The 26,430-nt window shown below is 62.5% G+C and carries 26 protein-coding genes; 11 read left to right on the top strand and 15 right to left on the bottom strand.

Annotated elements, in window-relative coordinates; translation table 11 throughout:
* Window positions 1–3: 3 nt before the first annotated feature.
* From ACYG97_RS07895 to ACYG97_RS07880, 4 genes are all read right to left on the bottom strand, one after another.
* Window positions 4–429 carry an OsmC family protein gene (locus tag ACYG97_RS07895; RefSeq protein WP_023734318.1) on the bottom strand — a complete coding sequence of 142 codons (426 nt, stop codon included), beginning with the start codon at window positions 427–429 and terminating at the stop codon, window positions 4–6.
* 23 nt (window positions 430–452) lie between these two features.
* A complete protein-coding gene (locus tag ACYG97_RS07890) occupies window positions 453–851 on the bottom strand; it encodes a DUF2306 domain-containing protein (RefSeq protein ID WP_460221574.1) in 399 nt (132 codons plus the stop codon).
* A 37-nt stretch (window positions 852–888) separates the two neighbouring features.
* Window positions 889–1,422, bottom strand: a complete 534-nt coding sequence (ssb, locus tag ACYG97_RS07885) for a single-stranded DNA-binding protein (protein ID WP_023670946.1) — start codon at window positions 1,420–1,422, stop codon at window positions 889–891.
* Window positions 1,423–1,632: 210 nt separating this feature from the next.
* On the bottom strand, window positions 1,633–2,034 hold the full coding sequence (locus ACYG97_RS07880; RefSeq protein WP_023734317.1) for a hypothetical protein: 402 nt from the start codon (window positions 2,032–2,034) through the stop codon (window positions 1,633–1,635).
* A 133-nt stretch (window positions 2,035–2,167) separates the two neighbouring features.
* On the opposite strand from ACYG97_RS07880, the gene ACYG97_RS07875 reads away from it, so the two are divergent.
* The 8 genes from ACYG97_RS07875 to ACYG97_RS07840 all read left to right on the top strand — a co-directional run bounded on the left by ACYG97_RS07875 (window position 2,168) and on the right by ACYG97_RS07840 (window position 10,449).
* Window positions 2,168–2,482, top strand: a complete 315-nt coding sequence (locus ACYG97_RS07875) for an ArsR/SmtB family transcription factor (RefSeq protein ID WP_023670944.1) — start codon at window positions 2,168–2,170, stop codon at window positions 2,480–2,482.
* Complete coding sequence (locus ACYG97_RS07870) at window positions 2,479–2,946, top strand: SRPBCC family protein (RefSeq protein ID WP_023734316.1); 468 nt, start codon at window positions 2,479–2,481, stop codon at window positions 2,944–2,946. Before ACYG97_RS07875 ends, ACYG97_RS07870 begins: the two co-directional genes overlap by 4 nt.
* A 29-nt stretch (window positions 2,947–2,975) precedes the next feature.
* Window positions 2,976–3,584 (top strand): ATP-dependent Clp protease proteolytic subunit, encoded by a 609-nt coding sequence (locus tag ACYG97_RS07865; protein ID WP_023734315.1) that lies wholly within the window; start codon window positions 2,976–2,978, stop codon window positions 3,582–3,584.
* 146 nt (window positions 3,585–3,730) lie between these two features.
* Entirely contained in the window at window positions 3,731–3,952 is a 222-nt protein-coding gene (locus ACYG97_RS07860) for a hypothetical protein (RefSeq protein WP_245260866.1), read from the top strand.
* 783 nt (window positions 3,953–4,735) lie between these two features.
* Entirely contained in the window at window positions 4,736–7,657 is a 2,922-nt protein-coding gene (gene uvrA, locus ACYG97_RS07855; RefSeq protein ID WP_023734313.1) for an excinuclease ABC subunit UvrA, read from the top strand.
* 34 nt (window positions 7,658–7,691) lie between these two features.
* Window positions 7,692–8,156 (top strand): GNAT family N-acetyltransferase, encoded by a 465-nt coding sequence (locus ACYG97_RS07850; protein WP_023734312.1) that lies wholly within the window; start codon window positions 7,692–7,694, stop codon window positions 8,154–8,156.
* 28 nt (window positions 8,157–8,184) lie between these two features.
* On the top strand, window positions 8,185–8,988 hold the full coding sequence (locus ACYG97_RS07845; RefSeq protein WP_023734311.1) for a DUF72 domain-containing protein: 804 nt from the start codon (window positions 8,185–8,187) through the stop codon (window positions 8,986–8,988).
* Between the two features lie 315 nt (window positions 8,989–9,303).
* Window positions 9,304–10,449, top strand: a complete 1,146-nt coding sequence (locus ACYG97_RS07840; RefSeq protein ID WP_023734310.1) for a GGDEF domain-containing protein — start codon at window positions 9,304–9,306, stop codon at window positions 10,447–10,449.
* Between the two features lie 92 nt (window positions 10,450–10,541).
* On the opposite strand, the gene ACYG97_RS07835 is transcribed toward ACYG97_RS07840, so the two are convergent.
* From ACYG97_RS07835 to urtA, 6 genes are all read right to left on the bottom strand, one after another.
* Window positions 10,542–10,718, bottom strand: coding sequence for a hypothetical protein (locus ACYG97_RS07835; RefSeq protein WP_023670936.1), 177 nt, complete (start codon window positions 10,716–10,718; stop codon window positions 10,542–10,544).
* Window positions 10,719–11,249: 531 nt separating this feature from the next.
* Window positions 11,250–11,945 (bottom strand): urea ABC transporter ATP-binding subunit UrtE, encoded by a 696-nt coding sequence (gene urtE, locus ACYG97_RS07830; protein WP_023688639.1) that lies wholly within the window; start codon window positions 11,943–11,945, stop codon window positions 11,250–11,252.
* A 69-nt stretch (window positions 11,946–12,014) separates the two neighbouring features.
* The gene (urtD, locus tag ACYG97_RS07825; protein ID WP_023696501.1) at window positions 12,015–12,761 is read right to left on the bottom strand and encodes an urea ABC transporter ATP-binding protein UrtD; all 747 of its coding nucleotides are present in this window, start codon (window positions 12,759–12,761) and stop codon (window positions 12,015–12,017) included.
* A 4-nt stretch (window positions 12,762–12,765) separates the two neighbouring features.
* Entirely contained in the window at window positions 12,766–13,998 is a 1,233-nt protein-coding gene (urtC, locus tag ACYG97_RS07820) for an urea ABC transporter permease subunit UrtC (protein ID WP_023734309.1), read from the bottom strand.
* Window positions 13,995–15,611, bottom strand: coding sequence for an urea ABC transporter permease subunit UrtB (gene urtB / locus ACYG97_RS07815; RefSeq protein ID WP_023734308.1), 1,617 nt, complete (start codon window positions 15,609–15,611; stop codon window positions 13,995–13,997). Before urtB ends, urtC begins: the two co-directional genes overlap by 4 nt.
* A gap of 112 nt (window positions 15,612–15,723) precedes the next feature.
* The gene (urtA, locus tag ACYG97_RS07810; protein ID WP_023715849.1) at window positions 15,724–17,034 is read right to left on the bottom strand and encodes an urea ABC transporter substrate-binding protein; all 1,311 of its coding nucleotides are present in this window, start codon (window positions 17,032–17,034) and stop codon (window positions 15,724–15,726) included.
* A 312-nt stretch (window positions 17,035–17,346) separates the two neighbouring features.
* On the opposite strand from urtA, the gene ACYG97_RS07805 reads away from it, so the two are divergent.
* The gene (locus ACYG97_RS07805; RefSeq protein ID WP_023688644.1) at window positions 17,347–17,742 is read left to right on the top strand and encodes a hypothetical protein; all 396 of its coding nucleotides are present in this window, start codon (window positions 17,347–17,349) and stop codon (window positions 17,740–17,742) included.
* A 117-nt stretch (window positions 17,743–17,859) separates the two neighbouring features.
* A complete protein-coding gene (locus tag ACYG97_RS07800) occupies window positions 17,860–19,773 on the top strand; it encodes a PhoX family protein (RefSeq protein ID WP_031262358.1) in 1,914 nt (637 codons plus the stop codon).
* Window positions 19,774–19,835: 62 nt separating this feature from the next.
* On the opposite strand, the gene ACYG97_RS07795 is transcribed toward ACYG97_RS07800, so the two are convergent.
* From ACYG97_RS07795 to ACYG97_RS07785, 3 genes are all read right to left on the bottom strand, one after another.
* Window positions 19,836–21,407, bottom strand: a complete 1,572-nt coding sequence (locus ACYG97_RS07795; RefSeq protein ID WP_023688646.1) for a GMC family oxidoreductase — start codon at window positions 21,405–21,407, stop codon at window positions 19,836–19,838.
* A gap of 51 nt (window positions 21,408–21,458) precedes the next feature.
* Window positions 21,459–21,983, bottom strand: a complete 525-nt coding sequence (locus ACYG97_RS07790; RefSeq protein ID WP_023706177.1) for a twin-arginine translocation pathway signal — start codon at window positions 21,981–21,983, stop codon at window positions 21,459–21,461.
* 80 nt (window positions 21,984–22,063) lie between these two features.
* On the bottom strand, window positions 22,064–22,459 hold the full coding sequence (locus tag ACYG97_RS07785; RefSeq protein WP_023684616.1) for a VOC family protein: 396 nt from the start codon (window positions 22,457–22,459) through the stop codon (window positions 22,064–22,066).
* A gap of 220 nt (window positions 22,460–22,679) precedes the next feature.
* On the opposite strand from ACYG97_RS07785, the gene ACYG97_RS07780 reads away from it, so the two are divergent.
* A complete protein-coding gene (locus ACYG97_RS07780) occupies window positions 22,680–22,982 on the top strand; it encodes a ribbon-helix-helix domain-containing protein (RefSeq protein WP_023670924.1) in 303 nt (100 codons plus the stop codon).
* A gap of 5 nt (window positions 22,983–22,987) precedes the next feature.
* On the opposite strand, the gene ACYG97_RS07775 is transcribed toward ACYG97_RS07780, so the two are convergent.
* A complete protein-coding gene (locus ACYG97_RS07775; protein WP_023734306.1) occupies window positions 22,988–23,698 on the bottom strand; it encodes a purine-nucleoside phosphorylase in 711 nt (236 codons plus the stop codon).
* Between the two features lie 84 nt (window positions 23,699–23,782).
* Window positions 23,783–26,353 carry a cell cycle histidine kinase CckA gene (gene cckA, locus ACYG97_RS07770; protein ID WP_023696496.1) on the bottom strand — a complete coding sequence of 857 codons (2,571 nt, stop codon included), beginning with the start codon at window positions 26,351–26,353 and terminating at the stop codon, window positions 23,783–23,785.
* Window positions 26,354–26,430 lie beyond the last annotated feature (77 nt).

Raw genomic sequence — 26,430 nt, 5'->3', positions numbered from 1 at the left:
TCCCTACTCCACCGCCGTATCGACGACCTTGAAATCGTGGGTGATGACAGCCGTCTTGGCCAGCATGGCCGAGGCCGAGCAGTATTTCTCGATCGATAGGTTGATGGCGCGCTGGACCTTGTCGTGCGACAGCGCGTGGCCCGTGACGATGAAATGCATGTGGATGCGGGTGAAGACTTTCGGGTCGGTTTCGGCCCGGTCGGCGTCGAGTTCGACAACACAGTCCTCAATCGCCTCGCGGCCTTTTTCGAGGATGTGGACGACATCATAGGCCGAGCAGCCGCCGGTGCCGATCAGCACCAGTTCCATCGGGCTCGGACCCGGCGTCTTGCCTTCCGGCCCGGGGGCGGTCCCCAGCACCAGTTTGTGGCCGCTGCCGGACTCGCCGACGAAGGTGCGCTCCTCGACCCATTTGATCCGCGCTTTCACGGCAATCTTCCTTTCAGAAAGCGTCACTGGCCGAAGACGACCGTGTGCATGATCCGCCCTGGCAGCAGCGTGAACACGCCGGCGCCGATCAGGGCGAAAACATACAGCGATATCATGACCCTGCGATGTTGGCGACCCGATGCATATGCGCGTGCCAGACCGCCAGCGGCACGGCGATCAACACTAAAATCGACAAGAGATGGATCGGGCTGAACGGACCGACGAGGCGTATCTGCTGGATCCAGAAAACTGGAGATGGCGACGACCAGCATCAGCGCCGCCCAGGTATAGCCGACGACACGATGGCGCGTCGTGCCTTTCGGCAGTGCCAGTTGCGTAGCGCCAATGGCCAGCGCGGCAAGGGCCGCGAAGGCGTGCCATGGAATGGGAGGGCGCGCCGACAGAAGCGGTCCGAGCGACATGGCGCCCTCTCCTCAGATATCGCTGACTATCGTCAGCTCAGAACGGGATTTCGTCGTCCAGTTCGCGCGACGAGCCGCCGCCACCGCCGCCCTTGGAACCGCCGCCACCGCTGTTGCCGCCGCGGTTGAAGCTCTCATTGGGGCCAGACTGGCCGAAATCCGAGCCACGGCTCGCGCCGCCGCCGCCAGCATAGTTGCCGACCTGACCGCCGCCCTCGCCGCGAGAATCGAGCATCTGCAGCTCGCCGCGGAATTTCTGCAACACGACTTCGGTCGTGTACTTGTCGGCGCCGGTCTGGTCCTGCCATTTGCGTGTCTGCAGCTGGCCTTCGACGTAAACCTTCATGCCCTTCTTCAGGTACTGCTCGGCGACCTTGGCGATCTGGTCATTGAAAATGACCACGTTGTGCCATTCGGTCTTTTCCTTGCGCTCGCCGGAGTTCTTGTCGCGCCAGCTTTCCGACGTGGCGATGCGGATGTTGACGACCGGGTCACCAGAATTCAGGCGGCGGATTTCAGGGTCCGCGCCGAGGTTACCGACCAGAATGACCTTGTTGACGCTACCCGCCATGACACTTCTCCGCGCTCATCCGAAACAAATTTCAAGTCGTTCACCTTACAGGCCGCGGACAATCCTGGCTTGCCGCGGCTGGCTTTTCCCACAAGGTTTTTGTTCCCTTTTCGTTCCTATACTGTTAACCACGGATTGTCAAGGAATGGCAGCAATCGCCGACGCGGGCGCGTGGATTTAGCTGACACGCAGCGGCGAGAAGCGGTGTCGTCAGCGCCGTTTTTTAGCTGGTCGCAACGGACCGAAAAAGCCGCTCCACTCCATGCCCATGGTATGGGCGCGCTGTGCGATCACGGTTGGTGCCGACATCAGCCCGACTGCAGGTTCAGATTTCAGAGCCGGGTCATTCAGCAATTTCCCGATCGCGCGCCCGTGCCACCAGACCTGAGCGACGAGCGCCGCTACCACCGCGATCAGGCCCCAGGTCCCCAATCCTTCGCCGAAGATGTAAATCCCGTATGGCGGCGATAGCGCCGTACCCAACTTGGCCAACAAGATCACGGCCACGAAACCGATGACGGCGATGGCGCCTATACCGAGGACGAGGCGGCGATAGAGCCTCAGAGCCTCGTTGAGGTTCTCGGCGGACGAAAGATCGACGTTGGAATTCATAAATACTACTCCTGCCTCGCGATGATCGGCCCATCTTGTTCCCCGTGGATTAGAGGCCCGGCAGGATCCAATCAATACCGGGCATTCAAAACACCCCTTGCCAAATCGATAAGTATCGACTTATGCTTTTGCCATGATCGAAGCAGAGATTTTTCGCGCCCTGGCCGACCCGACGCGACGCGCCGTCTACGAGCGGCTGACTTCCGGCGAGATGAGCGTGTCGGAGTTGCGCACTGGCATGAGCGTGTCGCAGCCGGCGGTGTCGCAGCACCTTGCCGTGCTGCGCGGCGCAGGCCTGGTCAGCGAAAGACGCGCCGGCCGCAACGCCTACTATCGCGCCGATCCGCAAGGGCTCGAGCCGCTGCTCGGCTGGATCGAACGCTACCGCGCATTCTGGCCGGAGCGCATCGAAAGACTGAAGGCCGTTTTGAAGGACATGGACCAATGACCGACGAAAAGCAGACGCAGACCGCCAAAGATGCCCTCGCCTTCGAATGCGATCTGCCGGACGCACCGGAAAAGGTGTGGCGGGCACTGACCGTGCCGGACCTCTTGGCGGAATGGATGATGCCGAACGACATCAATCCGGAAACCGGCAGCCGCTTTGCCTTTGCCCGGCCTGAGAAGCCGATCGAGTGCGAAGTGCTCGATGCCGAACCGGGGCGCCTGCTGCGCTATTCCTGGCGCGAGCGTTCCGGCGACGCCGACCGCGAGGAGCTGGAGAGCATCGTCACCTTCACACTCGCCCGCACCGTTTCCGGCGGCACGCATCTGCGCATCGTCCATGACGGGTTTGTCCTGACGCCTGCGGTTGCGATGGCCGGCGCCGGCTGCCGGCTCTCGCTGCGCGCATACAAGCCCAAACCGCCTGTCGCCGCCAACGCGCCACGCCTGTTGCTGTGCGCTGCCTGAACCGGAAAAATCAAAACGGAGACAATGAGATGAGCGGCTTTGCCAATCTGGTGCCGATGGTGATCGAGCAATCGAGCCGCGGCGAACGCGCCTTCGACATTTTCTCGCGGCTGCTGCGCGAGCGCATCATCTTCGTCAATGGCGAGATCAATGACGGCATGTCGGCGCTGGTCTGCGCCCAGCTCCTGTCGCTGGAATCCGAAAACCCCGACAAGGAGATCTCGCTTTACATCAACTCGCCGGGCGGCGTGGTGACCAGCGGCTTCGCCATCTACGACACGATGCAATTTGTCAGTTGCCCGGTATCGACGGTGTGCATGGGCTTTGCCGCCTCGATGGCCTCGTTCCTGCTGATGGCGGGAACGCCGGGCCGGCGCATCGCGCTCCCCAACGCCAGCATCGTGCTGCACCAGCCTCTGGGCGGCTTCCAAGGCCAGGCCTCCGACATCCAGCGCCATGCCGAAGGCATTTTGCGCACCAAACGGCACATGACGGAACTGTATGCGCAGCATTGCGGCCGCACCTATGAAGAGGTCGAACGCACGCTCGACCGCGATTTCTTCATGACCGCCAAGGAGGCCAAGGAGTGGGGCCTCGTCGACCATGTGTTCGACACCCGCAAAAAGGCGGCGGCCTGATCGGCGGATTGAATGCAGGCCGGTGTTCCCTCAATTTCAACGCCGCTGGTCTGGCCTCGCCTTGAGCGCGGCACTATAGTCTTGCCATGCGCTACCACCTGAACAGACTGACCATAGCCATTGCCATCACGGCGGCGACATCGAGCATGGCCTTTGCCGGGGGCAGCACCAGCACGTCGTGGAAAGGCGCCCTGCCCGGCGTGGCCGGCGACTACCGCATCGCCAAGCCCGCGCCGCAGCCGGACCCGGACGACGCGCTGCCTGCCGGCGAGAACGGCACGTTCAAGATCGGCGACACCGATGTCAGGATTTCCGGCAGCATCACTGTCGATGTCGGCACGGGTGGGATCAAGCCGCCGCGCCGGTAGCCCCTTCTCCCAGCTACTATACGGGAGAGAAAGCCTGCGCCGACGACTTCCTCGCAAAAGAACAGCCCCGCCGTTGCTTCCGCTAACGGTCGGGGCTTTTTTTGGATTCCAAATCCAAACTGCCGGTAGTGTTATACCGACTTTGATTTCGGATGCTTCGCGGCATTCAGCCGACGATCCGACTAGCCGTCTCTGATTTTTGTGGGATTCGGCAGGTCACGGTTTGTCTGGTGGTTTGTTGGACTGACGCGATGCGTTCGTTTGGACGCATACACTCCAATGCCTTGAAACTACCTGGCACTTATGCCCGCCGCGGCTCCACTAGCAGGTGGAGCCTCAAGGGACTATCCGGTGGCGTCATGCTCCGCTCCTATGTCCGTTGCGACTGGTGTCAATCCGAAGCACAAATCGCAAAAACCTGCGGCGTCTCGCAGGCCGCTATGGGCGGCGAGGCCATCAAAGACGGCCGGCTCCGTTGACTCCGGCAGAGTGCGCCCCTGATTCGACGGCGTCAACCTTGAATAGCCGGTTACGGAAAATGTGATCGTCGGGAGCTTACGTCAGGGTCAGTTTCTGAAACACCCTTGTCAGTTTCTGCACAGCTTTGTCAGGAGCGTGTTCGGTCTTTGTTCTTTCCGCTTGCCCGTTCGCGCGAAAGACGGTTAAACGGCTTTGGTCGAGAAGTGTGGCGTCTCTCGACGTGGCGGCAAAAATACCTACATAGGGAATGGCCGGGAAAACCCGCCGATCCCACTGACACCAGACCTGAGGCGGCGACCGGCGATGGCCGACCATAAATACCTTTCCATTCGCGGGGCACGCGAACACAACCTGAAGAATGTCGATCTCGACCTGCCGCGTGACAGCCTGATCGTCATGACCGGCCTGTCGGGCTCCGGCAAATCGTCGCTTGCTTTCGACACCATCTATGCCGAGGGCCAGCGCCGTTACGTCGAGAGCCTGTCGGCTTATGCGCGCCAGTTCCTCGAAATGATGCAGAAGCCGGATGTCGACCAGATCGACGGGCTGTCGCCGGCCATCTCGATCGAGCAGAAGACCACGTCGAAGAACCCACGCTCGACAGTCGGCACCGTCACCGAGATCTACGACTACATGCGCTTGCTGTTCGCGCGCGTCGGCATCCCCTATTCGCCGGCGACCGGCCTGCCGATCGAGAGCCAGACGGTTTCACAGATGGTCGACCGGGTGCTGGCGGTCGAGGAAGGCACGCGCCTTTTCCTGCTGGCGCCGATCGTGCGCGGCCGCAAGGGTGAGTATCGCAAGGAACTGCTGGAGCTGCAGAAGAAGGGCTTTCAGCGCGTCAAGGTCGACGGCGTCTTCTATGAGATCGCCGATGTGCCGGCGTTGGACAAAAAGTACAAGCACGACATCGATGTCGTCGTCGACCGCATCGTCGTGCGCGGCGACCTGGCGACACGGCTTGCCGATTCCATCGAAACGGCGCTCAAGCTGGCGGAAGGGCTGGCGGTGGCCGAGTTCGCCGACCGGCCGCTCGACGCCAGCCAGACCGGCGAGGACTCGGTCAACAAATCGAAGAACGAGACGCATGAGCGCATCCTGTTCTCGGAAAAATTCGCCTGCCCGGTTTCTGGCTTCACCATTCCGGAGATCGAGCCCAGGCTGTTCTCGTTCAACAACCCGTTCGGCGCCTGCCCGACCTGCGACGGCCTCGGCAATCAGCGCGCCATCGACGCCAGCCTGATCGTGCCGGACGAAAACGTCTCGTTGCGCGACGGCGCCGTCAGCCCGTGGGCGAAATCGACCTCGCCCTATTATGCGCAGACGCTGGAAGCGCTGGGCAAGGCATACGGCTTCAAGCTCGGCGACAAGTTCAAAGACCTGACCGAAGAGGCCAAGGAAGCCGTCCTGCGCGGCACCGGCGAGCGCGAGGTCACCTTCCAATATGATGACGGCCTGCGCTCCTACAAGACCACCAAGACGTTCGAGGGCGTCATTCCCAATCTCGAACGGCGGTGGAAGGAAACCGAATCCGCCTGGATGCGCGAGGAGATCGAGCGCTTCATGTCGGCGACGCCCTGCCCGGTCTGCAAGGGATACCGGCTGAAGCCGGAAGCGCTGGCGGTGAAGATCGCCGGCAAGCATATCGGCGAAGTCACAGAGCTGTCGATCCGCAAGGCCGACCAGTGGTTCACCGAACTGCCGCCACATCTCAACGACCAGCAGAACGAGATCGCGGTGCGCGTTCTCAAGGAAATCCGTGACCGCCTGCGCTTCCTCAACGATGTCGGCCTCGACTATCTGACGCTGTCGCGCAATTCCGGCACGCTGTCGGGCGGCGAGAGCCAGCGCATAAGGCTGGCGTCGCAGATCGGCTCCGGCCTCACCGGCGTGCTCTATGTGCTGGACGAGCCGTCGATCGGCCTGCACCAGCGCGACAATGCCCGCCTGCTCGACACGCTCAAGCATCTGCGCGACATCGGCAACACGGTGATCGTCGTCGAGCATGACGAGGACGCCATCCTGCATGCCGATTATGTCGTCGACATGGGTCCGGCAGCCGGCATTCATGGCGGCGAGATCATCGCCCAGGGCACGCCGCAGCAGGTGATGGCCAATCCCAACTCGATCACCGGTAAATATCTGTCGGGCGCGCTCGAAGTCGCCACGCCCGGTGTCAGGCGCGAGGCCAAGAAAAACCGCCGGCTGAAGATCGTCGGCGCGCGCGGCAACAATCTCAAGAACGTCACTGCCGAAATCCCGCTCGGCACTTTTACCGCCGTCACCGGCGTGTCTGGCGGCGGCAAATCGACCTTCCTGATCGAGACGCTGTTCAAGGCGGCGTCGCGCCGCATCATGGGCTCGCGCGAGCATCCGGCCGATCACGACCGCATCGAGGGCCTCGAATTCCTCGACAAGGTCATCGACATCGACCAGTCGCCGATCGGCCGCACACCGCGTTCGAACCCGGCCACCTACACCGGCGCCTTCACACCGATCCGCGACTGGTTCGCCGGCCTGCCCGAGGCCAAGGCCCGCGGCTACCAGCCGGGGCGCTTCTCCTTCAACGTCAAGGGCGGCCGCTGCGAAGCCTGCCAGGGCGACGGCGTCATCAAGATCGAGATGCACTTCTTGCCCGACGTCTATGTGACCTGCGACGTCTGCCATGGCAAGCGCTACAACCGTGAGACGCTGGATGTCGTGTTCAAGAGCAAGTCGATCGCCGACGTCCTGGACATGACGGTCGAGGAAGGTGTCGATTTCTTTGCCGCCGTGCCCGGCGTGCGCGACAAGCTCGACACACTGAAGCAGGTCGGCCTCGGCTACATCCATATCGGCCAGCAGGCGACGACGCTGTCGGGCGGTGAGGCGCAGCGTATCAAGCTCGCCAAGGAATTGTCGCGCAAGGCGACCGGCAAGACGCTCTACATCCTCGACGAGCCGACCACCGGCCTGCACTTCCACGACGTCGCCAAGTTGCTGGAAGTGCTGCACGAACTGGTCGACCAGGGCAACACGGTGGTGGTGATCGAGCACAATCTCGAAGTCATCAAGACCGCCGACTGGGTGCTCGACCTCGGCCCCGAAGGCGGCGATGGCGGCGGCGAGCTGGTTGCCCAAGGCACACCGGAAGCGATCGTGCGCGAAAAGCGCAGCTACACCGGCCACTTCCTGAAGGAACTGCTGGAACGGCGCCCCGGAGGCAAGCGCGAAGCGGCGGAGTGACTGGCAGACCGGCCGGGCGCCTGGAGAGCTTTGAATGACAGTCCGACAGGCGCTTGCCGGTGATCTCGACGGAGTCGTTTCGCTGACGGAAGCCGCCTATGGGCATTACACCGCCTTGTTCGGCGCGCCGCCGATCCCAGTCACCGAGGGCTATGCGCCACGCATCGAGCGAGGCGAGGTCTGGCTGCTGGAGAGCGACGCTGAGCTCGCCGGGCTGATCGTTATTGAGCGCCACCCCGATCATGTGATGATCTTCAGCGTCGCGGTCTCCCCCGCTTTTCAGGGGAGGAAACTCGGTACCGCGCTGCTCGACTTCGCCCAGGAACAGGCGCGGCTATGGGGTGTGCCGGAGGTGCGGCTCTACACCAATTCGCGCATGGAGCGGAACATCGAGATCTATACGGCCTATGGCTTCCACGAAACGGGCCGCCGAGCCAATCCCCACCGTCCCGGATGGACCGTGGTCGACATGATCAAACCGGTTGGAAAAATAGCCTGACCGCATTTTTAGAACTGGGAGGAAGACGATGATCAGCCAAGGAACAATCCGCGCCGGGATGGGCGGCTGGACTTTCGAACCCTGGGATACGTCTTTCTACCCGGACAAGCTTTCCAAGGCCAAACAGCTAAGTTACGCCACCCGCCAGGTACCGAGCATCGAGGTCAACGGCACCTACTATTCCAGCTTCAAGGAGCCGACCTTCGTCAAATGGGCGAGCGAGGCGCCGGACGGTTTCGTCTATTCGCTGAAAGGCAATCGCTTCGTCACCAACCGGCGCGTGCTTGGCGAAGCCGGCGAGTCCATGACGCGCTTCCTCGGCTCCGGCATTGCCGCGCTGGGCGACAAGCTGGGCCCGATCCTGTGGCAGTTCGCGCCGACGAAAAAGTTCGACGCCAATGATTTCGAGGCCTTCCTGAAGCTGCTGCCGGAAAAGCAGGATGGCGTGGCGCTGCGCCATGCGCTGGAAGTGCGCAACGACAGTTTCAGCGTGCCGGAATTTGTGAGCCTGGCGCGCAAATACAAGGCGGCGATCGTCTATGCCGACCATGCCAAATATCCTGGTATCGCCGACATCACCGGCGATTTTATCTATGCGCGGCTGCAGACCGGCAGCGACGACAATCCGGATTGCTATACGCCGAAGGGCCTGGACGAATGGGCAGCGCGGGTGAAGACCTGGGCGCAAGGCAAGCAGCCGGCCGATCTGCGGCGCGCCGATCCGACTTTCGACGCGCCGGTGAAACCGCGCGATGTGTTCGTCTACTTCATCACCGAGGGCAAGGTGCGCGCGCCGTTCGGCGCCATGGCGCTGATGAAGCGGGTGAGCTGATCGGTTAAAGCGCGTAGCGCTGAAACGGATTCATACGACGCGATTTAAGTCTTTGTCTTGATGCATGCCGTTGTCCCAGAACCGCGGCACACTTCTGAGCGACATGCATTAGGAGCAATTCCAGGAAAAGTGTGGAACGTTTTTCCCGGGAAAGCGGGCAGCGCTTTCCCTTGAAAAGGGTTTCAACCCAGAATTGCTACGATGAACCGAAGCGTGATAGCTTATGCGCATCGTAACCTTATCGATACCTCCATCCTGCATAAATCCGGTGCGGGTCCTTTCTAGAGGCCGGCCGCCGCGCGCAAGGACGAGGGCATGTCGCTCGACTACAGTTCCCTTCTGTTGGCTGTCGGGTTTTCCGCCGCTTGCCTCGGCCTGACGCTGTTCGGCATTTGGCTTACCGCGCGCTCGGAAAAATTCCTGCTGACCTGGGCGGTCAGCGTGCTTCTGATCGTCGCCGACGTCTTCGCCTACCAGGCCTATATCGACGCGCCCGGACGCCTGCTCGGCCTCGCCAGCTTCACGTTCCTGCTGCTCGGCTTCGCGACCATGCTGGGCGCGGCCCATCAGTTCACGACAGGGAGGTCACCGCTGCCCCGCATTGCTGTCGGCGCCGGCGTCTCGCTGGCAGTCGCCTTGCCGCCGATGGCGCTTGGCTATGACGGGCTGGGCTTCATGCTGGAGAATGCCTTCGCCGCGCTGCTTTTGTTTGCGACGGCCTCTGAATACTGGAAGGGCCGCACCGAATTCCCGGCCCCGATCCTCGGCATTGCCGGGCTCTACACAGCCACCGCAATTTCCTTCGTGCTGTGCTCCGGTGCGCTTGTCTGGGATGGCAGGCTGGTGCTTGGCCATGCGCCGAGCAACTGGGCCGAGGATTTCAGCCTCATCGTCGTCATCGCGTGCATGACCGGCATCGGCGCGCTCTCGCTGGCGCTCAACCAGGGACGCCTGGCGCAGTATCATCGCCGCGAAGCGCTGACCGATCCGCTGACCGGACTGCTCAACCGGCGCGCTTTGTTCGACCTGCACGGCAAAACACCTGTCCGGTCCTTCACCGCCGTGATCGTGTTCGATCTCGACGGCTTCAAGGCGATAAATGACGAGTTCGGCCATGCCACCGGCGACGAGGTGCTGAAACTGTTCGCCAAGGATTTGACCGCCAATCTCCAGCCGGGCGATGTCGCCGCGCGCATGGGCGGAGAGGAATTTGCATTGGTGCTCGATCGCACCTTGCCTGAAAAGGTGGAATTCATAGCCGAGCGGATCCGGGCCAGTTTTGCCATGCGCCGGATCGATACCGAGACCCGCCTGCTGTCCTGCACCGTCAGCGCCGGCTACGCCTTCGGCAGCGAGGGCGGCACCAAATTCGACAAGGTGCTCAGCGCCGCCGACAAAGCGCTTTACGGCGCCAAGCGCGGCGGCCGCAACCGTGTGCTCGCCTTCCGGCGCGCCGGGTAGGCTGGGCTGATATTCAGCCGGCCTGAACCTCACCACACGTAAAACAACACCCCAAAGCGCGTCGCATGAGGCCGTTCAGGCGCGACGCGCTTTTAGGCCGCTATGACGATCTCGTTGTAAGTGTCGAGGTCGACGTAGAAAACCTTGGTGATTTCGCCGATCAGCTCATCCTGCTGGTAGCCTTGCGAGCGCAGAATGTTAATGGCGGTGATGATGTCGACACGCTCTGTCAGCCGTCGTTTCTGGTGGTCCTCGACGAACCGTTCCATAGCCCTATTCTCCTGGCAAGATTATCTGAACGCATTGACCGACAATCAGAACTGCGAGGGAAGCTAGGGTGGCTTGCTTGCGTGGAACTTGCAGGCTGAGCCAGCATATTCCCTCGATCTGCTACAGAACCAGACTGATACGGAAGCGGCCGACTCACCGAGGCCTAGGAAAGACTAGCATGCAGTATTCGGCGTGCCAGAGTGTGGCGGCCTCCGAGGAAAGTCCGACGCAACGGGCGCGGACCTTCGCGACTTCATCATCCTTGGGCGTAGCGACGCGAAGCGGAGCGAAGACCCAGGGATCCATGCCGGGACGAAGAAGCGTCATTAACGGGGCAGAATGTGGAATGGCCAATGTGCCGCAGAAGCGATCTTGTTCTGCATCGCGGCACTCTTTGGCTGATGTCGCGGCATGGATTCTGGGGTCTGCGCGCGTCGCTCCGCTCCTTGCTTCGCCCTAGAATGACGAAGTGATTGTGGGCATTTCAGCCAATCTTCGACGTGTACGATCCGTGCAGCCGTCGACCTGCGTTAAACCGTCAGAAACTTCCTGACGTCCGCCCGGTCGAGATCTTCGGCCGGGCCGGTGTGGACGATCTGGCCGCGGTCCATGATGTTGACCTCGTCAGCGAGCTCGCGGCAGAAATCCAGATATTGCTCGACCAGCAGAACGGCGATACCGGCCTGGTCGCGCAGATAGCGGATGGCGCGGCCGATGTCCTTGATGATCGAGGGCTGGATGCCTTCGGTCGGCTCGTCGAGCACCAGCAGTTTCGGCCGCATGACGAGCGCCCGGCCGATGGCGAGCTGCTGCTGCTGGCCGCCTGAGAGATCGCCGCCGCGCCGCCCCAGCATCTGCTTCAGCACCGGAAACAGTTCGAAGACATGCGCCGGCACGTTGCGGTCGGCGCGCTTCAACGGCGCAAAGCCGGACTCCAGGTTTTCGCGCACCGTCAGCAGCGGAAAGATCTCCCTGCCCTGCGGTACGAATGCGATGCCCGACCGGGCGCGATCATACGCCGCGCTCCGGTCGAGCGCCTTCCCCTCGAAGGCAACGCTTCCGCTCGTCAGCCGGTGGTGGCCGACGATCGATCTCATCAAACTGGTCTTGCCGACGCCGTTGCGGCCGAGCACGCAGGTGATCTTGCCGGCACCCGCCGTCAGCGACACACCGCGCAACGCCTGAGCAGCGCCGTAATGGAGCGTGGCGTTGGAAACTTCGAGCATGTCAGCGCCTTCTCCAGAAGCGGAGGAACGAAAAGTCGAAGCGATGGAATTGCACCCGCCAGACCATGCTCATCTCCCGAGATAAACTTCGACGACCCGCTCGTCGGCCGAGACGAAATCGAGCGAGCCTTCCGACAGCACCGAGCCCTCATGCAGGCAGGTGACCTTGACGCCGAGTTCGCGCACGAAATGCATGTCGTGCTCGACGACGATGACCGAATGGTCGCGCGCTATGTCCTTGAGCAGCCGCGCGGTTTCCTCGGTCTCGGCATCGGTCATCCCTGCGACCGGCTCGTCAACCAAAAGCAGCTTCGGGTCCTGCGCCAGCAGCATGCCGATCTCCAGCCACTGTTTCTGGCCATGGCTGAGATTGGCTGCCAGATCGTGGCGCTTGTCGCCCAGCCGGATGATGCCGAGGATGTCGTCGATCTGTCTGGCTTCGGCGGCCGAGCGGCGATGGAACAGCGCCGGAAAGATCGAGCGCGGGCCCTTCAGCGCCAGCATCAGATTGTCTTCGACGCTGTGGCTTTCGAAGACGGTCGGCTTCTGGAATTTGCGGCCGATGCCCATCATGGCGATCTCCGCCTCGTCGTGCCGGGTCAGATCGACCTGGCCGTCGAAGAACACTTCGCCCTCGTCGGGCCGGGTCTTGCCGGTGACGATGTCCATCATCGTCGTCTTGCCGGCGCCGTTGGGACCGATGATGGCGCGCATCTCGCCCTTGTCGAGCACCAGCGACAGATTGTTGATGGCGCGGAAACCGTCGAAGGAGACCGAGACGCCGTCGAGATAGAGGATGGTGTTGGACTTCGACATCGCTCTATTCCGCCGGCTGCGGTTCAGGCCCGGACGCGGACCAGGCACCGGGCGTTGTTGCTGCGCTGCGCACGATCTTCAATGGCGGCGCGGCATCAGGGTCTGTGCCCGCTTCCTCTGCAATCGCTGCAGCCCGCATCGCCCGAGCGTTACCGCGCCAGGAATCCCACATGCCGACGATGCCCTTGGGCAGGAACAGGGTTACGGCGACGAACAGGCCGCCGAGCGCAAACAGCCAGAACTCCGGCAGCAGGCCGGTGAACCAGGATTTGCCGGCGTTGACCAGCAGCGCGCCGACGATCGGGCCGACAATGGTGCCGCGCCCACCGATGGCTGCCCAGATCACGACTTCGATGGAATTGGACGGCTCGAATTCGCCGGGATTGATGATACCGACCTGCGGCACATAGAGCGCGCCGGCGATGCCGGCCATGACAGCCGAGACGGTGAAGGCAAACAGCTTCACGTTCTCCGCCCGCCAGCCGAGGAAGCGGGTGCGGCTCTCGGCGTCGCGCACCGCCATCAGCAGCTTGCCGTATTTGGAGCCGACGATCGCCCAGGTGATGAAGACGGCGAGCGCGAGTATGATGGCGCTGGCGGCAAACAGGGCCGAGCGGGTGGCGTCGGCCTGCACGTTGAAGCCCAGAATATCCTTGAAATCGGTCAAGCCGTTGTTGCCGCCGAAACCCATGTCGTTGCGGAAGAAGGCGAGCAGCAGCGCGTAGGTCATCGCCTGGGTGATGATGGAGAGATAGACGCCGGTGACGCGGCTGCGGAAGGCGAACCAGCCGAAGACGAAGGCGAGCAGGCCGGGCACCGCCAGCACCATGATGGCGGCGAACCAGAAGTGGTCGAAACCGGTCCAGAACCAGGGCAATTCCTTGTAGTTCAGGAACACCATGAAATCGGGCAGGATCGGATTGCCGTAAACGCCGCGCGAGCCGATCTGGCGCATGAGGTACATGCCCATCGCATAGCCGCCGAGGGCGAAGAAGGCGCCATGGCCGAGCGAGAGGATGCCGCAATAGCCCCAGACGAGATCGAGCGCCAAGGCAAGCAATGCATAGCAGAGGTACTTGCCCGTCAACGCGACGATGTAGGACGGAATATAGAACGCGCTTTGCGGCGACACTGCGAGGTTGAGCAGCGGCACGATAATGGCGGCCGTCAGCAGGATGAAAATAGTGATGGCGATGCGACGGTCGGCACCCGCGGCGAAGAAGCGTCCCGTGATCATGTTTCCACCGCCCTGCCCTTGAGCGCGAACAGGCCGCGCGGGCGCTTCTGGATGAACAGGATGATCAGCACCAGCACGACGATCTTGCCGAGCACCGCGCCAGCATAGGGTTCGAGAACCTTGTTGACGATGCCGAGCGAGAAGGCGCCGACCAGCGTGCCCCAGAGATTGCCGACGCCGCCGAAGACCACGACCATGAAGCTGTCGATGATGTAGCCGCGGCCGAGATTGGGCGAGACATTGTCGATCTGGCTGAGCGCGACGCCGGCAATGCCGGCAATGCCGGAGCCGAGCGCAAAGGTCAGCGCATCGACCCAAGGCGTCCTGATGCCCATCGAGGCGGCCATGCGGCGGTTGGCGGTGACGGCGCGCATCTGAAGGCCCCAGGGCGTGCGCTTCATAACAAAGAGCAGCACGCCGAAGACGGTGAGCGCGAAGACCAGGATCCAGAGGCGGTTCCAGGTGACGGCGAGTTGGCCGACATCGAACGATCCCGACATCCAGGAGGGGTTGCCGACCTCCTGGTTGGTCGGTCCGAAGATCGAGCGCACCGCCTGCTGCAGGACAAGCGAGACGCCCCAGGTTGCGAGCAGCGTTTCCAGCGGCCGGCCGTAGAGGAAACGGATGACGCCGCGCTCGATGATCAGGCCGACGGAAGCGGCAACCAGGAAGGCGAGCGGCAGCGCGATCACCAGCGACCAGTCGAACAGGCCGGGGAATGAGGTTCGGATCACCTGCTGGACGACGAAGGTGGTGTAGGCGCCGAGCATCACCATCTCGCCATGCGCCATGTTGATGACGCCCATGACGCCGAAGGTGATGGCGAGGCCGATGGCGGCCAGCAGCAGCACCGAGCCAAGCGAGATGCCGTACCATATGTTCTGGCCGGCATCCCACAGCGCCAGGCTCGAATTGATGCTGGCGATTGCCGCCGTCGCGGCATCCTTGACCGCGCCTTGCGCATTGGCCTCGACCGCGGTGAGCAGCGAGACCGCGTCGCGGTCGCCGCGCGCGCCGATCAGGGCAATGGCGGCAAGCTTGTCGGCCTCCGGCTTGTCGGAGACCAGCACCGATGCCGCGCGCGCCTGTTCGAACAATGCCTTGACCTTGGCGTCGGTCTCGGCGGCGATGGCTGCATCGAGCGGCTCGATATTGGCGGGATCGGGGGTCTTGAACATGGTGTCGGCGGCGGCGATGCGGACAGAAGGATCTTTCGCGCGCAACGTCAGCGTTCCCAGCGCATCTCGGATGACACGACGCAGCGTGTTGTTGACCTTGATCTTCGTGATGTCGGCCTTGGCGGCGTCGCCGGCTTTCTCGCCGCTCAGCGGGTCGAGCAGCGTGACGCTGTCGGCGGCCTCACTGCCGACGAAGACGGCTGAATCGGCTTTACGCATGTAGAGATTGCCTTCGGCGAGGGCTGCAAGCGGCCGTTCAACCAGCGGATCGCCGGTGGCGGCAAGTTCGCGCACAACAGCCTCAGTGGTGGCAAAGCCCGTGCCCGTGGCGAATTTGGCGACGATGGCGCGCAGATCGGCTTCGGCTGCGTTCGACGGCAATAGGCTTGCCACCAGGAACATCAGCATGAGGCCGAGAGTGCGCAACAGGATCATCCGTTCAGATACTCTTCTGTGGGGAAATTCCGCGTCCGGGCGGGCTGAAGCGCCCGGACGCTTGGCGGTACCGATCGTGGACGCGTCCACGATCGGTCAGTCCCGGGAGGGATCAGTTCGTGCCCTTGCCGCCGCATTTGCCGGTGGCAACGTTGAAGTTGCCGCAGGACAGAGGCGCGCGCCAATCCGAAATCAGGTCCTTGGAATCGGGCAGATAGTCGGACCATTCGTCGCCCATCACGAGGCCGGGCGTCTGCGACACGGTCTCGAACTGGCCGTCGGCCTGGATCTCGCCGATCAGCACCGGCTTGGTGATGTGATGGTTCGGCATCATGGTCGAATAGCCGCCGGTGAGGTTCGGCACGGACACGCCGACCATGGCGTCGATGACCTTGTCGGGATCGGTAGTGCCAGCCTTTTCGACCGCCTTCACCCACATGTTGAAGCCGATATAGTGAGCTTCCATCGGGTCGTTGGTGGTGCGCTTGTCATTCTTGATGAACTTGTGCCAGTCGGCGATGAACTTCTTGTTTTCGGGTGTGTCGACGCTCTCGAAATAGTTCCAGGCAGCGAGATGGCCGACCAGCGGCGCGGTATCGAGACCGGCCAGTTCTTCCTCACCGACCGAAAAGGCCATGACCGGGATGTCCTCGGCCTTGATGCCCTGGTTGCCGAGTTCCTTGTAGAACGGAACGTTGGCGTCGCCATTGACGGTCGAGACGACGGCGGTCTTCTTGCCGGCCGAGCCGAATTTCTTGATTGCGGAGACTTCGGTCTGCCAGTCGGAGAAGCCGAACGGCGTGTAGTTGACCATGATGTCTTCGGCGGCGACGCCCTTGGCCTTCAGATAGGCCTCGAGGATTTTGTTGGTGGTGCGGGGATAGACGTAGTCGGTGCCTTCCAACACCCAGCGCTTCACCGAGCCACCGTCCTCGCTCATGAGATAATCGACGGCAGGAATCGCCTGCTGGTTCGGGGCGGCGCCGGTGTAGAACACGTTGCGCTCGCTTTCCTCGCCCTCATACTGGACGGGGTAGAACAGGATGTTGTCGAGTTCCGAGAACACCGGCAACACCGATTTGCGCGACACCGAGGTCCAGCAGCCGAACACGGCGGCGACCTTGTCCTTCGAGATCAGCTCACGCGCCTTCTCGGCGAAGAGCGGCCAGTTGGAGGCCGGATCGACAACGACCGCCTCAAGCTTCTTGCCGAGCAGGCCGCCCTTGGCGTTCTGCTCTTCGATGAGCATCAGCATGGCGTCTTTCAGCGTCGTCTCCGAAATCGCCATGGTCCCCGACAGCGAATGCAGAATGCCGACCTTGATCGTGTCTTCGGCGGCCTGGGCCGGAGACGACATCGACAGGCCGGCGGCGACCACGCCGGCCGAAAACATTTTTGCTATTGTGGAGAAATTACCCCTCATACCGAAGACTCCCAAGCTGTTTGATTGCACCGCGATAATGCAATGCAACTGCCGTGCCAAACGCAAAGGCGCCGCTCACGAAGATGGAATAGCCGAGCGTTATCAGCCGGTTGGTATATTAGCCTCGAGAAAACAGTGGTAGCCGGCGAAAATTGATTGAGGCAAATTTGCGCAGCGCACATGGCTTTTGCCTAATTTTTGCCCAATTGAGACAAATGCCTAGTTTTTGATCTCCGGCCGTGTGTTCCGGGCTAACAATGTTGCGGTACCGCGCAAAAATAGGGCAAGCTCGCCCTTCAAAAGAGTGACGTCATGACATCTCGCACCTCATGCATTTCCGGCATCCTGCTGCTGATGGCAACGAGCGGCGCCGCGCGCGCCGATTTCAGCGAGGGCAAGCTTCCGGACGGCACCTATCATTGCGAGGTCTACCTGCTCGGCGCCTTCCTCAACCTCGGCGACATCACCATCAAGGGCAACGTCTATAGTGGTCCGGTGACATTCGGCACCGCGACGCAAGGCTACAACTATCAGATGAATGCCAATGGCGAGATCACCTGGCTCGGGCCGCTGGGCGGCTATACCACCGGTGGCAACTCCGTCTCCATGACACAGGCAACACTGGACGGCGAGACCGCCCCGTCATTCGACATCATTCTGAAGCAGCCCGACGGCGCCTTCACCGCCTCGACCTGCACCAAGGGCTGAGCGATGCGTAGTGCCGCGCCCAGTTGCGGCAAAACCTTCCTCTTATGTCATGTGAATGTTGCCTAAGCAGACTAGGGCAACGGTGCGCCGTAACATCCACCCTGAGAGGCAGACACCATGGCCAATACACCGTCTTCATCCTCCCCCGTCATCCGCGAAATCATTGCCGAGCGCGTCTCGCGCCGGTCTCTTTTGAAAGGCAGCCTCGCCTCCGGCGCGCTGATTGCCGGCGGCAGCTTTGTCGGCTCCTTGTTTGCCGGCGAAACGCATGCCGCCGCAGCGCAGTCGACGCTCGGCTTTCCCGAGCTGAAGCGGGTCTACGACAAGACCCATGCCGCCGCCGAAGGCTATGAGACGACCATCGTCGCGCGCTGGGGCGACCCGCTTGCAGCCGGCCTCGCCGAATTCGACGGCAACAAGGTCGCGGCGGAGGAACAGGAAAAGCGCTTCGGCTACAATTGCGACTACATCGCCTTCATGCCGCTGCCCAAGGGCACGGTGAATTCCGATCATGGCCTGCTCTGCGTCAACAACGAATACATCTCGCCCAATGTGATGTTTCCGGGGATGACCGAGGGCGATGCCGGCAAGACGATGACCAGGGAACAGGTCAATCTCGGCATGGCCGCGATGGGCCATTCGATCCTCGAGGTGCAGGTGAAGGACGGCAAGTGGGAAACCGTGGCGGACAGCCCGCTCAACCGCCGCATCACCGCCAACACCGAAATGACCGTTTCCGGACCGGTTGCCGGCCATGCGCTGATGAAAACTTCGGCCGACCCGACTGGCACGAAAGTGCTCGGCACCAGCTATAATTGCAGCGGCGGTTTCACCCCCTGGGGTACGGTGCTGACCTGCGAGGAAGGCGTGTCCGACATTTTCGGCGGCGACCCGAAAAAGGCGCCGACTGCCGACCTGCTCGACCGTTACGGCTTCGACGGCTCCGACATCTATGGCCGCGGCCGCTTCCATGACCGCTTCAACCTCGACAAGGAACCGAACGAGGCCAACCGCTTCGACTGGGTGGTCGAGATCGACCCTTACGATCCTCAGTCCAGGCCGGTGAAGCGCACGGCACTTGGCCGCATGTCGCATGAGGCCTCGACCGTGGTCCTCAACAAGGACGGCCGCGTTGTCGTCTATATGGGTGACGACGACTATTTCGAATATATGTACCGCTTCGTCTCGGCCAAGGCCTATGACAAGGCCAACCCGGCCTCCGGCGCCGATCTGCTCGACGATGGCGTGCTGTCGGTCGCCCGCTTCGATGCCGATGGCTCGATGACGTGGCTGCCGTTGGTGCACGGCCAGGGCAAGCTTACCGTCGAGAACGGTTTTGCCGACCAGGCCGAGGTGCTGTTGAAGACGCGGTTTGCGGCAGATGCGCTCGGCGCCACGCCGATGGACCGGCCCGAGGACATCGAGACCAATCCGGTGACCGGCCGCGTCTATGCGGTGATGACCAAGAACAAGAAGCGCGACCAGTCGAAGGTCAATCCGGCCAACACGCGGCCGGAGAACCTGTGGGGCCATATTGTCGAACTGATCCCGCCCGGCGGCCGCGGCGCGGATGCCGACCACACGGCGGAAAAGTATGCCTGGGACCTGTTCGTGCTCTGCGGCAACCCGAAGGATGCCAAGGTCGGCGCCACTTTTCATCCGGATACGTCGGACAATGGCTGGTTCGTCTGCCCCGACAACATCACCTTCGATCCGGCCGGGCGGCTGTGGGTGGCGACGGACGGCGCCAATGATTTCGACCTGCCGGACGGCGTCTATGGCGTCGACACCGAAGGTGCGGCGCGCGGCCTGCCGAAGCTGCTGTTCACCTGCCCGCACGGCGCCGAAGCGACCGGCCCGTGCTTCACGCCGGACGGCTCGACTTTGTTCCTGTCGGTGCAGCACCCTGCGGAAGATGCAGAGACGCTCGACAAGGCGCAGACGCTGTGGCCCGACTTCAGGGATGGCCAATTGCCGCGGCCGTCCGTCGTCGCCATCCGCCGCAAGGACGGACAGCCGGTCGGCGCATAGTGTCCTAGGGAAAAGGGCGGAACGCGCCATGCGCGTTCCGCGTAGCGATCCGGGAGGACGGCTCAGATCGTCTTGGCCGACATTTGCGAAGCGATGTATTCGGCCTGGCGGATAGCCAGCGACACGATCGTCAGCGTCGGATTTTCAGCCGCACCGGTGGTGAACTGGCTGCCGTCCGACACGAACAGGTTTTTGATGTCGTGCGCCTGGCCGTGCTTGTTGACGACGCCGTCTTCCGCCTTTTCACTCATCCGGTTGGTGCCGAGATTGTGGGTTGAGGGATAGGGCGGCGTCGGGAAGGAGCGCGTCGCGCCGACCGCATCATAAAGCGCTGTGGCCTGCTTGTAGGCATGGTTGCGCATCGCCGTGTCGTTGGGATGATCATCGAAATGCACGTCGGCGATCGGCATGCCGTGCGCGTCCTTCTCGTCCTTGTGCAGCGTGACGCGGTTTTCCGCGCGCGGCATGTCCTCGCCGACGATCCACAGGCCAGCCATGTGATCATAGTGGTCGAGCGCGGTGGTGAAGGAACGGCCCCAGCCGCCGGGATTGAGGAAGGCGGCCATGAAGGGCAAGCCGAGCGACAGCGTCTCGAATTCATAGCCGCCGACAAAGCCGCGTGAGGGATCGTGCCGCGCCTCGTCGCGGATAATGCCGGCCATGGTGGTGCCGCGATACATATGCACCGGTTGGTCGAAGATGGCGTAGACCGAACCGGTGGTGTGGCGCATGTAGTTCTTGCCGACCTGCCCCGACGAATTGGCAAGCCCTTGCGGAAACTTCGCTGACTCGGAGTTTAGCAGCAGGCGCGGGCTTTCGATCGAGTTGCCGGCGACGGCGACAATGCGGGCCTTCTGTTCCTGCAGCTTGCCGTCCTTGTCGGCATAGACGACGCCGGTCACCTTGCCTGAGGCGTCGTGGTTGATCTTGATCGCCATGGCATTCGGCCGGACTTCGAGATGGCCGGAGGCCTCGCCCTTGGGGATCTCGGTATAGAGCGTCGACCATTTGGCGCCCCATTTGCAGCCCTGGAAGCAGAAGCCGGTCTGTTGGCAGGAGTTCCGGTCATCACGCTCGACCGAATTGATTGCCATGTTGCCGGTATGACATTCCTTGTAGCCGAGCTTGTCGGCGCCGGCCTTGAGCACCTTGAAATTGTTGTTGCCGGGCAGCCGCGGCCAGCCATTGGTGCCGGTGACGCCCATCTTGGCTTCCGCCTTGGCGTAGTACGGCTCCATCTCGGCCAATGTGACCGGCCAGTCCAGCAGGTTGGCGCCTTCCAGCTTGCCGTAGGTCGAGAGCGTCTTGAACTCATGCTCCTGGAAGCGCAGCGAGGCGCCGGCCCAGTGCGTGGTCGAGCCGCCGACCGATTTGACTATCCAGGCCGGCAAATTGGGGAAATCCTTCGACACCCGCCAGTCGCCGGACGTCGTGCGCTTGTCCGTCCAGGCGAGTTGGCTGAAGGAACCCCACTCATCATTGATGAAATCCTCGTATTCGTGGCGCGCGCCGGCCTCGAGGATGACGACATCGACGCCTTTCTGGGCGAGTTCGTTGCCGAGCGTGCCGCCGCCGGCGCCGGAGCCGATGATCACGACCACGCCGTCGTTGTTGAGATCAAATGAAGCTGCCATGGTTTCCTCCCATGAATTCCTGTTTGCGGGGTTTCAGAACGACGGAAGGGCTCAGAGCCACTCTATGTCGTCGAAACCGCGCGCGATGTAGCCGCCCTTGGAGTAGGATTCGCCCTCGTAGCCGAAAATCGGCCACACCTCCTGCTGGTTGTAGAGGCTGACGACGAGGCCGCCGCGGATGGACTGGAAGAACGGCGTCGCCTCGATCTGCTGCAGCACGGCAACGCGCTGCTCCTCCCAGCCGAGGCCGCGATAGCCGCCCTCGCCCGACTTCTTGTCGAGGTTGGCGATGCCGTCTTCGATCATCGTCTTGTAGGCAGCGTCCTTGCCGGCCTGCTCATCATGCCCTTTTACGGCGATGGCGTAGTATTTGTCGGGCACCTGATCGTGCGGATAGATGTCGCGCGCCATCTGGATCAGCGTTGCCATGGCTTCGGGCTTGAGCGCCGATGTCTCGAGCCCCCAGGCATTTTCAGGGCTGATGACGGCGCTGCCGGAAATGACGAGCAACGCGCCGATGCCGCCGCGTTTGAGAAGTTCACGACGTGAGAGCCTCGCGTCATAGATCGTGACCATTTGTTCCTCCCTGCTTGCTGTTTGCGCCCTTGAACAGCGCCGTTGCTGGCGCCGCGCGGCTGAATGCGGCTGATAATCCCCTACTGGAAGCGCCCTCCACGCTGCAGAACCTCGATCTTGTAGCCGTCGGGGTCCTCGATGAAGAAAAAGCGGGCGATCAGCGATCCGTCGCGGTTGAATTCGACGATCTTCTTGGGGTTGAGGCCGAGCGCGCCGATCCGGTCGTGTTCGCTGTCGAGATCGGACACCGAGACCGCCAGATGGCCGTAACCGTCGCCAAGCCCATAAGGCTCGGTGCGGCCCTTGTTCACGGTGAGTTCGAGCTCGAACCCCGTTTCGGCGTTGGCAAGGTAAATCAGCGTGAATGTCTCGAAATCCAGCCTGTCGGCGACGTCGAGCCCGAAAGCGTTTCTGTAGAAATCGACGGATCTGGCCTCTTGGAGAACCCGGATCATGGAATGGATTGCCTTCGCCAAATCAGTCTCCGCCGCTGCATGTTGGAGGCGATTATGGGCGGCACGCGTGAAAGGTGGTGGCAGCCGGTTACCACGGCTAAATTTGCAATCGCTGCTATGCCTGCGCCTAAAGACGAAAGTCCGATTGCCGATTCGGCCCACAAGGCCGAACATGCAGGGACAACCACAACTTGAAGGCGCGACACGCTGCGCCCAAAACCAACAATATCGGGAGGTAAGGATGTGCAGGGTTTTTGCCGGGCAGGATCCGGAAGGCTATCGACAGATCAACCGGTCGATCCGCATCGACGGTCACTCTACGAGTATCCAGCTTGAAGGAACGTTCTGGGCGCTGCTTGACGAAATTGCCGACAGCCAGGGCCTGACGACGCCGAAGTTCATCTCAAAACTCTATGACGAGGCGATCGAGATCAACGGCGCCATTCCCAACTTCGCGTCGATGCTGCGTACCACCTGCGCGCTTTATCTGCGCGGTCACCGGCCAGACATGGATGAGCTGACGCCGAAGCGCGAAGCGGCCTGAGGAAGCTAGCGTTCCGCCGCAACGTCGAGCCCGAGCCGCGCCATATCGGTGAACAGCGCCTGACGTTCGGAATAGGCAGTCTGTTCGCCGGTCACGATGTTGTCGACGACGGTCAGCAGCGACAGCGCGCGGGCGCCGAAATGCGCCGCGATTCGGTAGAGTGCGCTGGTTTCCATATCGACAGCGAGAGCCCCAAGCGCCTGCGCTTCGGCAAAGCGGTCGCGCCCTTCAGGGTGGTAGAAGACATCGCTGCAGATGGTCAGCCCGGCCTGGTGGTCGATGCCGAGCTGGGCGGCGCAGGCCAAAGCGTGGGCGAACAGGCCGGGATCGGGCCCGGCGGCAGCATCGTAGAGGCCGAAGACCTGGCCGCTTTGGTCGCTTTCGGCGCGCACCGACTGCGAGATCACCAAGGAGCGCAGCGGCACGCGGGGTGTCAGGCCGCCGCAGGTACCTGTGCGGATCAGCGTTTTGACGCCGTGAACATCCAGGAGTTCATGCACATAGACCAGGAAAGACGGGACACCGATGCCGGTGGCCTGGATGCTGATGGGACGGCCGCGATAGAGACCAGTGAAGCCGAGTGCGCCCCGGCGGCGGTTGACGCAGCGCGGTGCCTCAAGAAATGTCTTTGCCATCCACTCGGCGCGTTGCGGATCGCCCGGTAACAGCACCGTTGCGGCATAGTCACCCCTGGCAGCCTCGTTGTGCGGCGTCACGACATGCTCCCCAATACCCGCCGCCCGTTTCGCCTGCAATCATGGCAGCGTCACGTCATTGCGCAAGCTTTGAATTAGGGCGCCCTAAGACTCCAACACATCCTTGACCACGGTGGCCAGCTGCTTGAGGGAGAACGGCTTCGGCAGGAAGCCGAATTGCGCGTCCGGCGGCAGGTTTCTGGCGAAAGCGTCTTCCGCATAGCCGGACACGAAGACGAACTTGATGTCGGGCTGGCGCTTGCGCAGTTCGCCGAGCAGCGTCGGTCCGTCCATTTCCGGCATCACCACGTCGGACACCACGATATCGACTTTGCCGCCGAGCGCCTCGAAGACTTCCAGCGCCTCGACGCCCGAGGAGGCCTCATGGACGGTATAGCCGCGCGAGGTCAGCGCCCGCGAGCCGCCCATGCGCACGGCGTCTTCGTCCTCGACGAGGAGCACAGTGGCCGAGCCCGACAGGTCCTTGGCGCTGTCGGCGGCTTTCACCGGCGCAGCCGGCGCCTCGCTTACGTCGCCGGGCTTCTTCGCCTCCACGATATGGCGCGGCAAGAAGATGCGGAAGGTCGAGCCCTTGCCGACTTCGGAATCGCAGAAGATGAAGCCGCCGGTCTGCTTGATGATGCCATAGACCATCGACAGGCCAAGGCCGGTGCCTTTGCCGACTTCCTTGGTGGTGAAGAACGGCTCAAAAATCTTCTTCAGCACGTCCGGGGCAATGCCCGAGCCGCTATCCTCGACCTCGACCACGACATAGTCGGTAGGCGTGAGCTCGCGGTAGGAGAAGCTCTTGCATTGTTCGGCGGTGACGTTGCGGGTGCGCACGGTGAGGTCGCCGCCGGCCGGCATGGCGTCGCGCGCGTTGACGGCCAGGTTGACCACCACCTGCTCGAACTGGCCGATATCGACCTTGACCGGCCACAAATCGCGGCCGTGGTCGACCTTCAGCTTGATCTCGTTGCCAACGAGGCGGGCAAGCAGCATCCGGAGATCGGCAAGCACGTCGGTCAGGTTCAGCACTTCCGGCCGCAATGTCTGCTTGCGCGAGAAGGCGAGCAACTGCCGCACCAGCGAGGCCGCCCGGTTGGCATTCTGCTTGATGTTCATGATGTCGGGGAAGGATGGGTCCGACGGCCGGTGATTGGTCAGCAAAAGATCCGACGCCATGATGATGGCGGTCAGCACATTGTTGAAGTCGTGGGCGATGCCGCCGGCGAGCTGTCCGACCGCCTGCATCTTCTGGCTCTGCGCCATCTGGCCCTCGAGCGCCTTCTGCTCGGTGGTCTCGACGGCATAGACGATGGCCGATTCCTCGGCGCCCTCGCCCGTGCCGTCGGCGACGGCGTTGACGTAGAAGCGGATGTGACGCTCCTCATTGCCGGGCAGCAGCGTGTCGATCGGCTCGATGTCGGCCTGCCTCAGCCGCGCCTTTTCGAACGCGGCGGCAAAGGCCGGCCGGTCGCGCTCGTGGATCACGGTGTCCAGCCGCACGCGGCGGTCGACCGCGTCGCCGTCGACGACGGAGGAAAACAGCGACAGGAACGGCGCATTGGTGCGCAGGATGCGGCCGCCATTGTCGACGGCGGCAATGGCCATCGGCGTCGAATTGAAGAAGCGAGTGAAGCGTACCTCCGAAGCCCGAAGATCGGCCGATGCGTCCTCGCCCTGCGTGCGGTTGAGCACGATGGTGCGGGTGGGACCGTTGGTCCCCTCGCGGCTGGCCGAGACCCGATGCATGAAGCGCACCGGCAGCGCCTCGCCGGTCGTCGTCGTAAGATCGAGATCGATGACGGCGTTGCGGGTGGTGCCGGGATCGGCCTTGACCGAGCGCACCAGCGCCATGCCATCGCCGGCGACGATTTCCGGGAGTGTCACGGCGCCAGGGGTGAAGCTCGCCAGATCGATGCCCAGCCATTCGGCGAGCGTGGCGTTGATGTAGGTGACACGGCCTTCCTGGTCGGCCGAGAAGAAACCGGCCGGCGCATGGTCGAGATGGTCGATGGCCTTCTGCAAGTCGAGGAAGAAACGCTCCTGCTCGGCCCGTTCCTGCGAGATGTCGGCGAGTTGCCAGGCAAGCATCGGCAGGCGCTGACCGGGAACGCTGAAGGTACGGGCTCGCGCCCGGTACCAGCGCGCGCCGGGTTCGGCGCCCGGCCGGATCGACTGTGCCAGCCGGAACTCACCGTCGCCGGCCTGGCCATCGCGCAAGCCCGAGGCCAGCCGGTATATGGTCACCGAAGCTTCGGGGACATCGGAAAGCAGGCCTTCGACCGTCTTCAGATCGGCGGCCGACGCAGCACCGGTCATCTCGGCGTAGGCCCGGTTGGCGTAGACGACGCGGCCCTTGGTGTCGGTGACGATCAGGCCCTGCGACATCGAATCGACGAAGGCCTTCGACAGTTCGTCCCCGGTCGAACGCGGCGCGATCTGCACGAAGCCGATGGCCGTGGCGAACAGGAAGCCGACGCCGATCATGGCAAGCACGCCCAGCATGCCGAGCAGGAACGGATCGCCAAGACGCTCGCGGAAAATGCCGAAAACGATCGCGGCCCCAGTCAGGACGATGATGAACACGATGAGCCGGGTAACCGCGCCTGGCCGCGTGTTCTGATCGACGATCGGTACCGGATAGAAATCGCCGCGCGTTTCCCTGGCCATATGCCCCCTGCTCGTGAGTTGTCCGACACCGCCCCCGGCCGGTTGAATCACATTCTCCTAATCCGGAAAAGGCCCTG

It is taken from the genome of Mesorhizobium sp. W067, assembly GCF_054719525.1.
The sequence above is the reverse complement of the archived record's forward strand: the minus strand, read 5'-3'. Positions and strand labels throughout refer to the sequence as shown.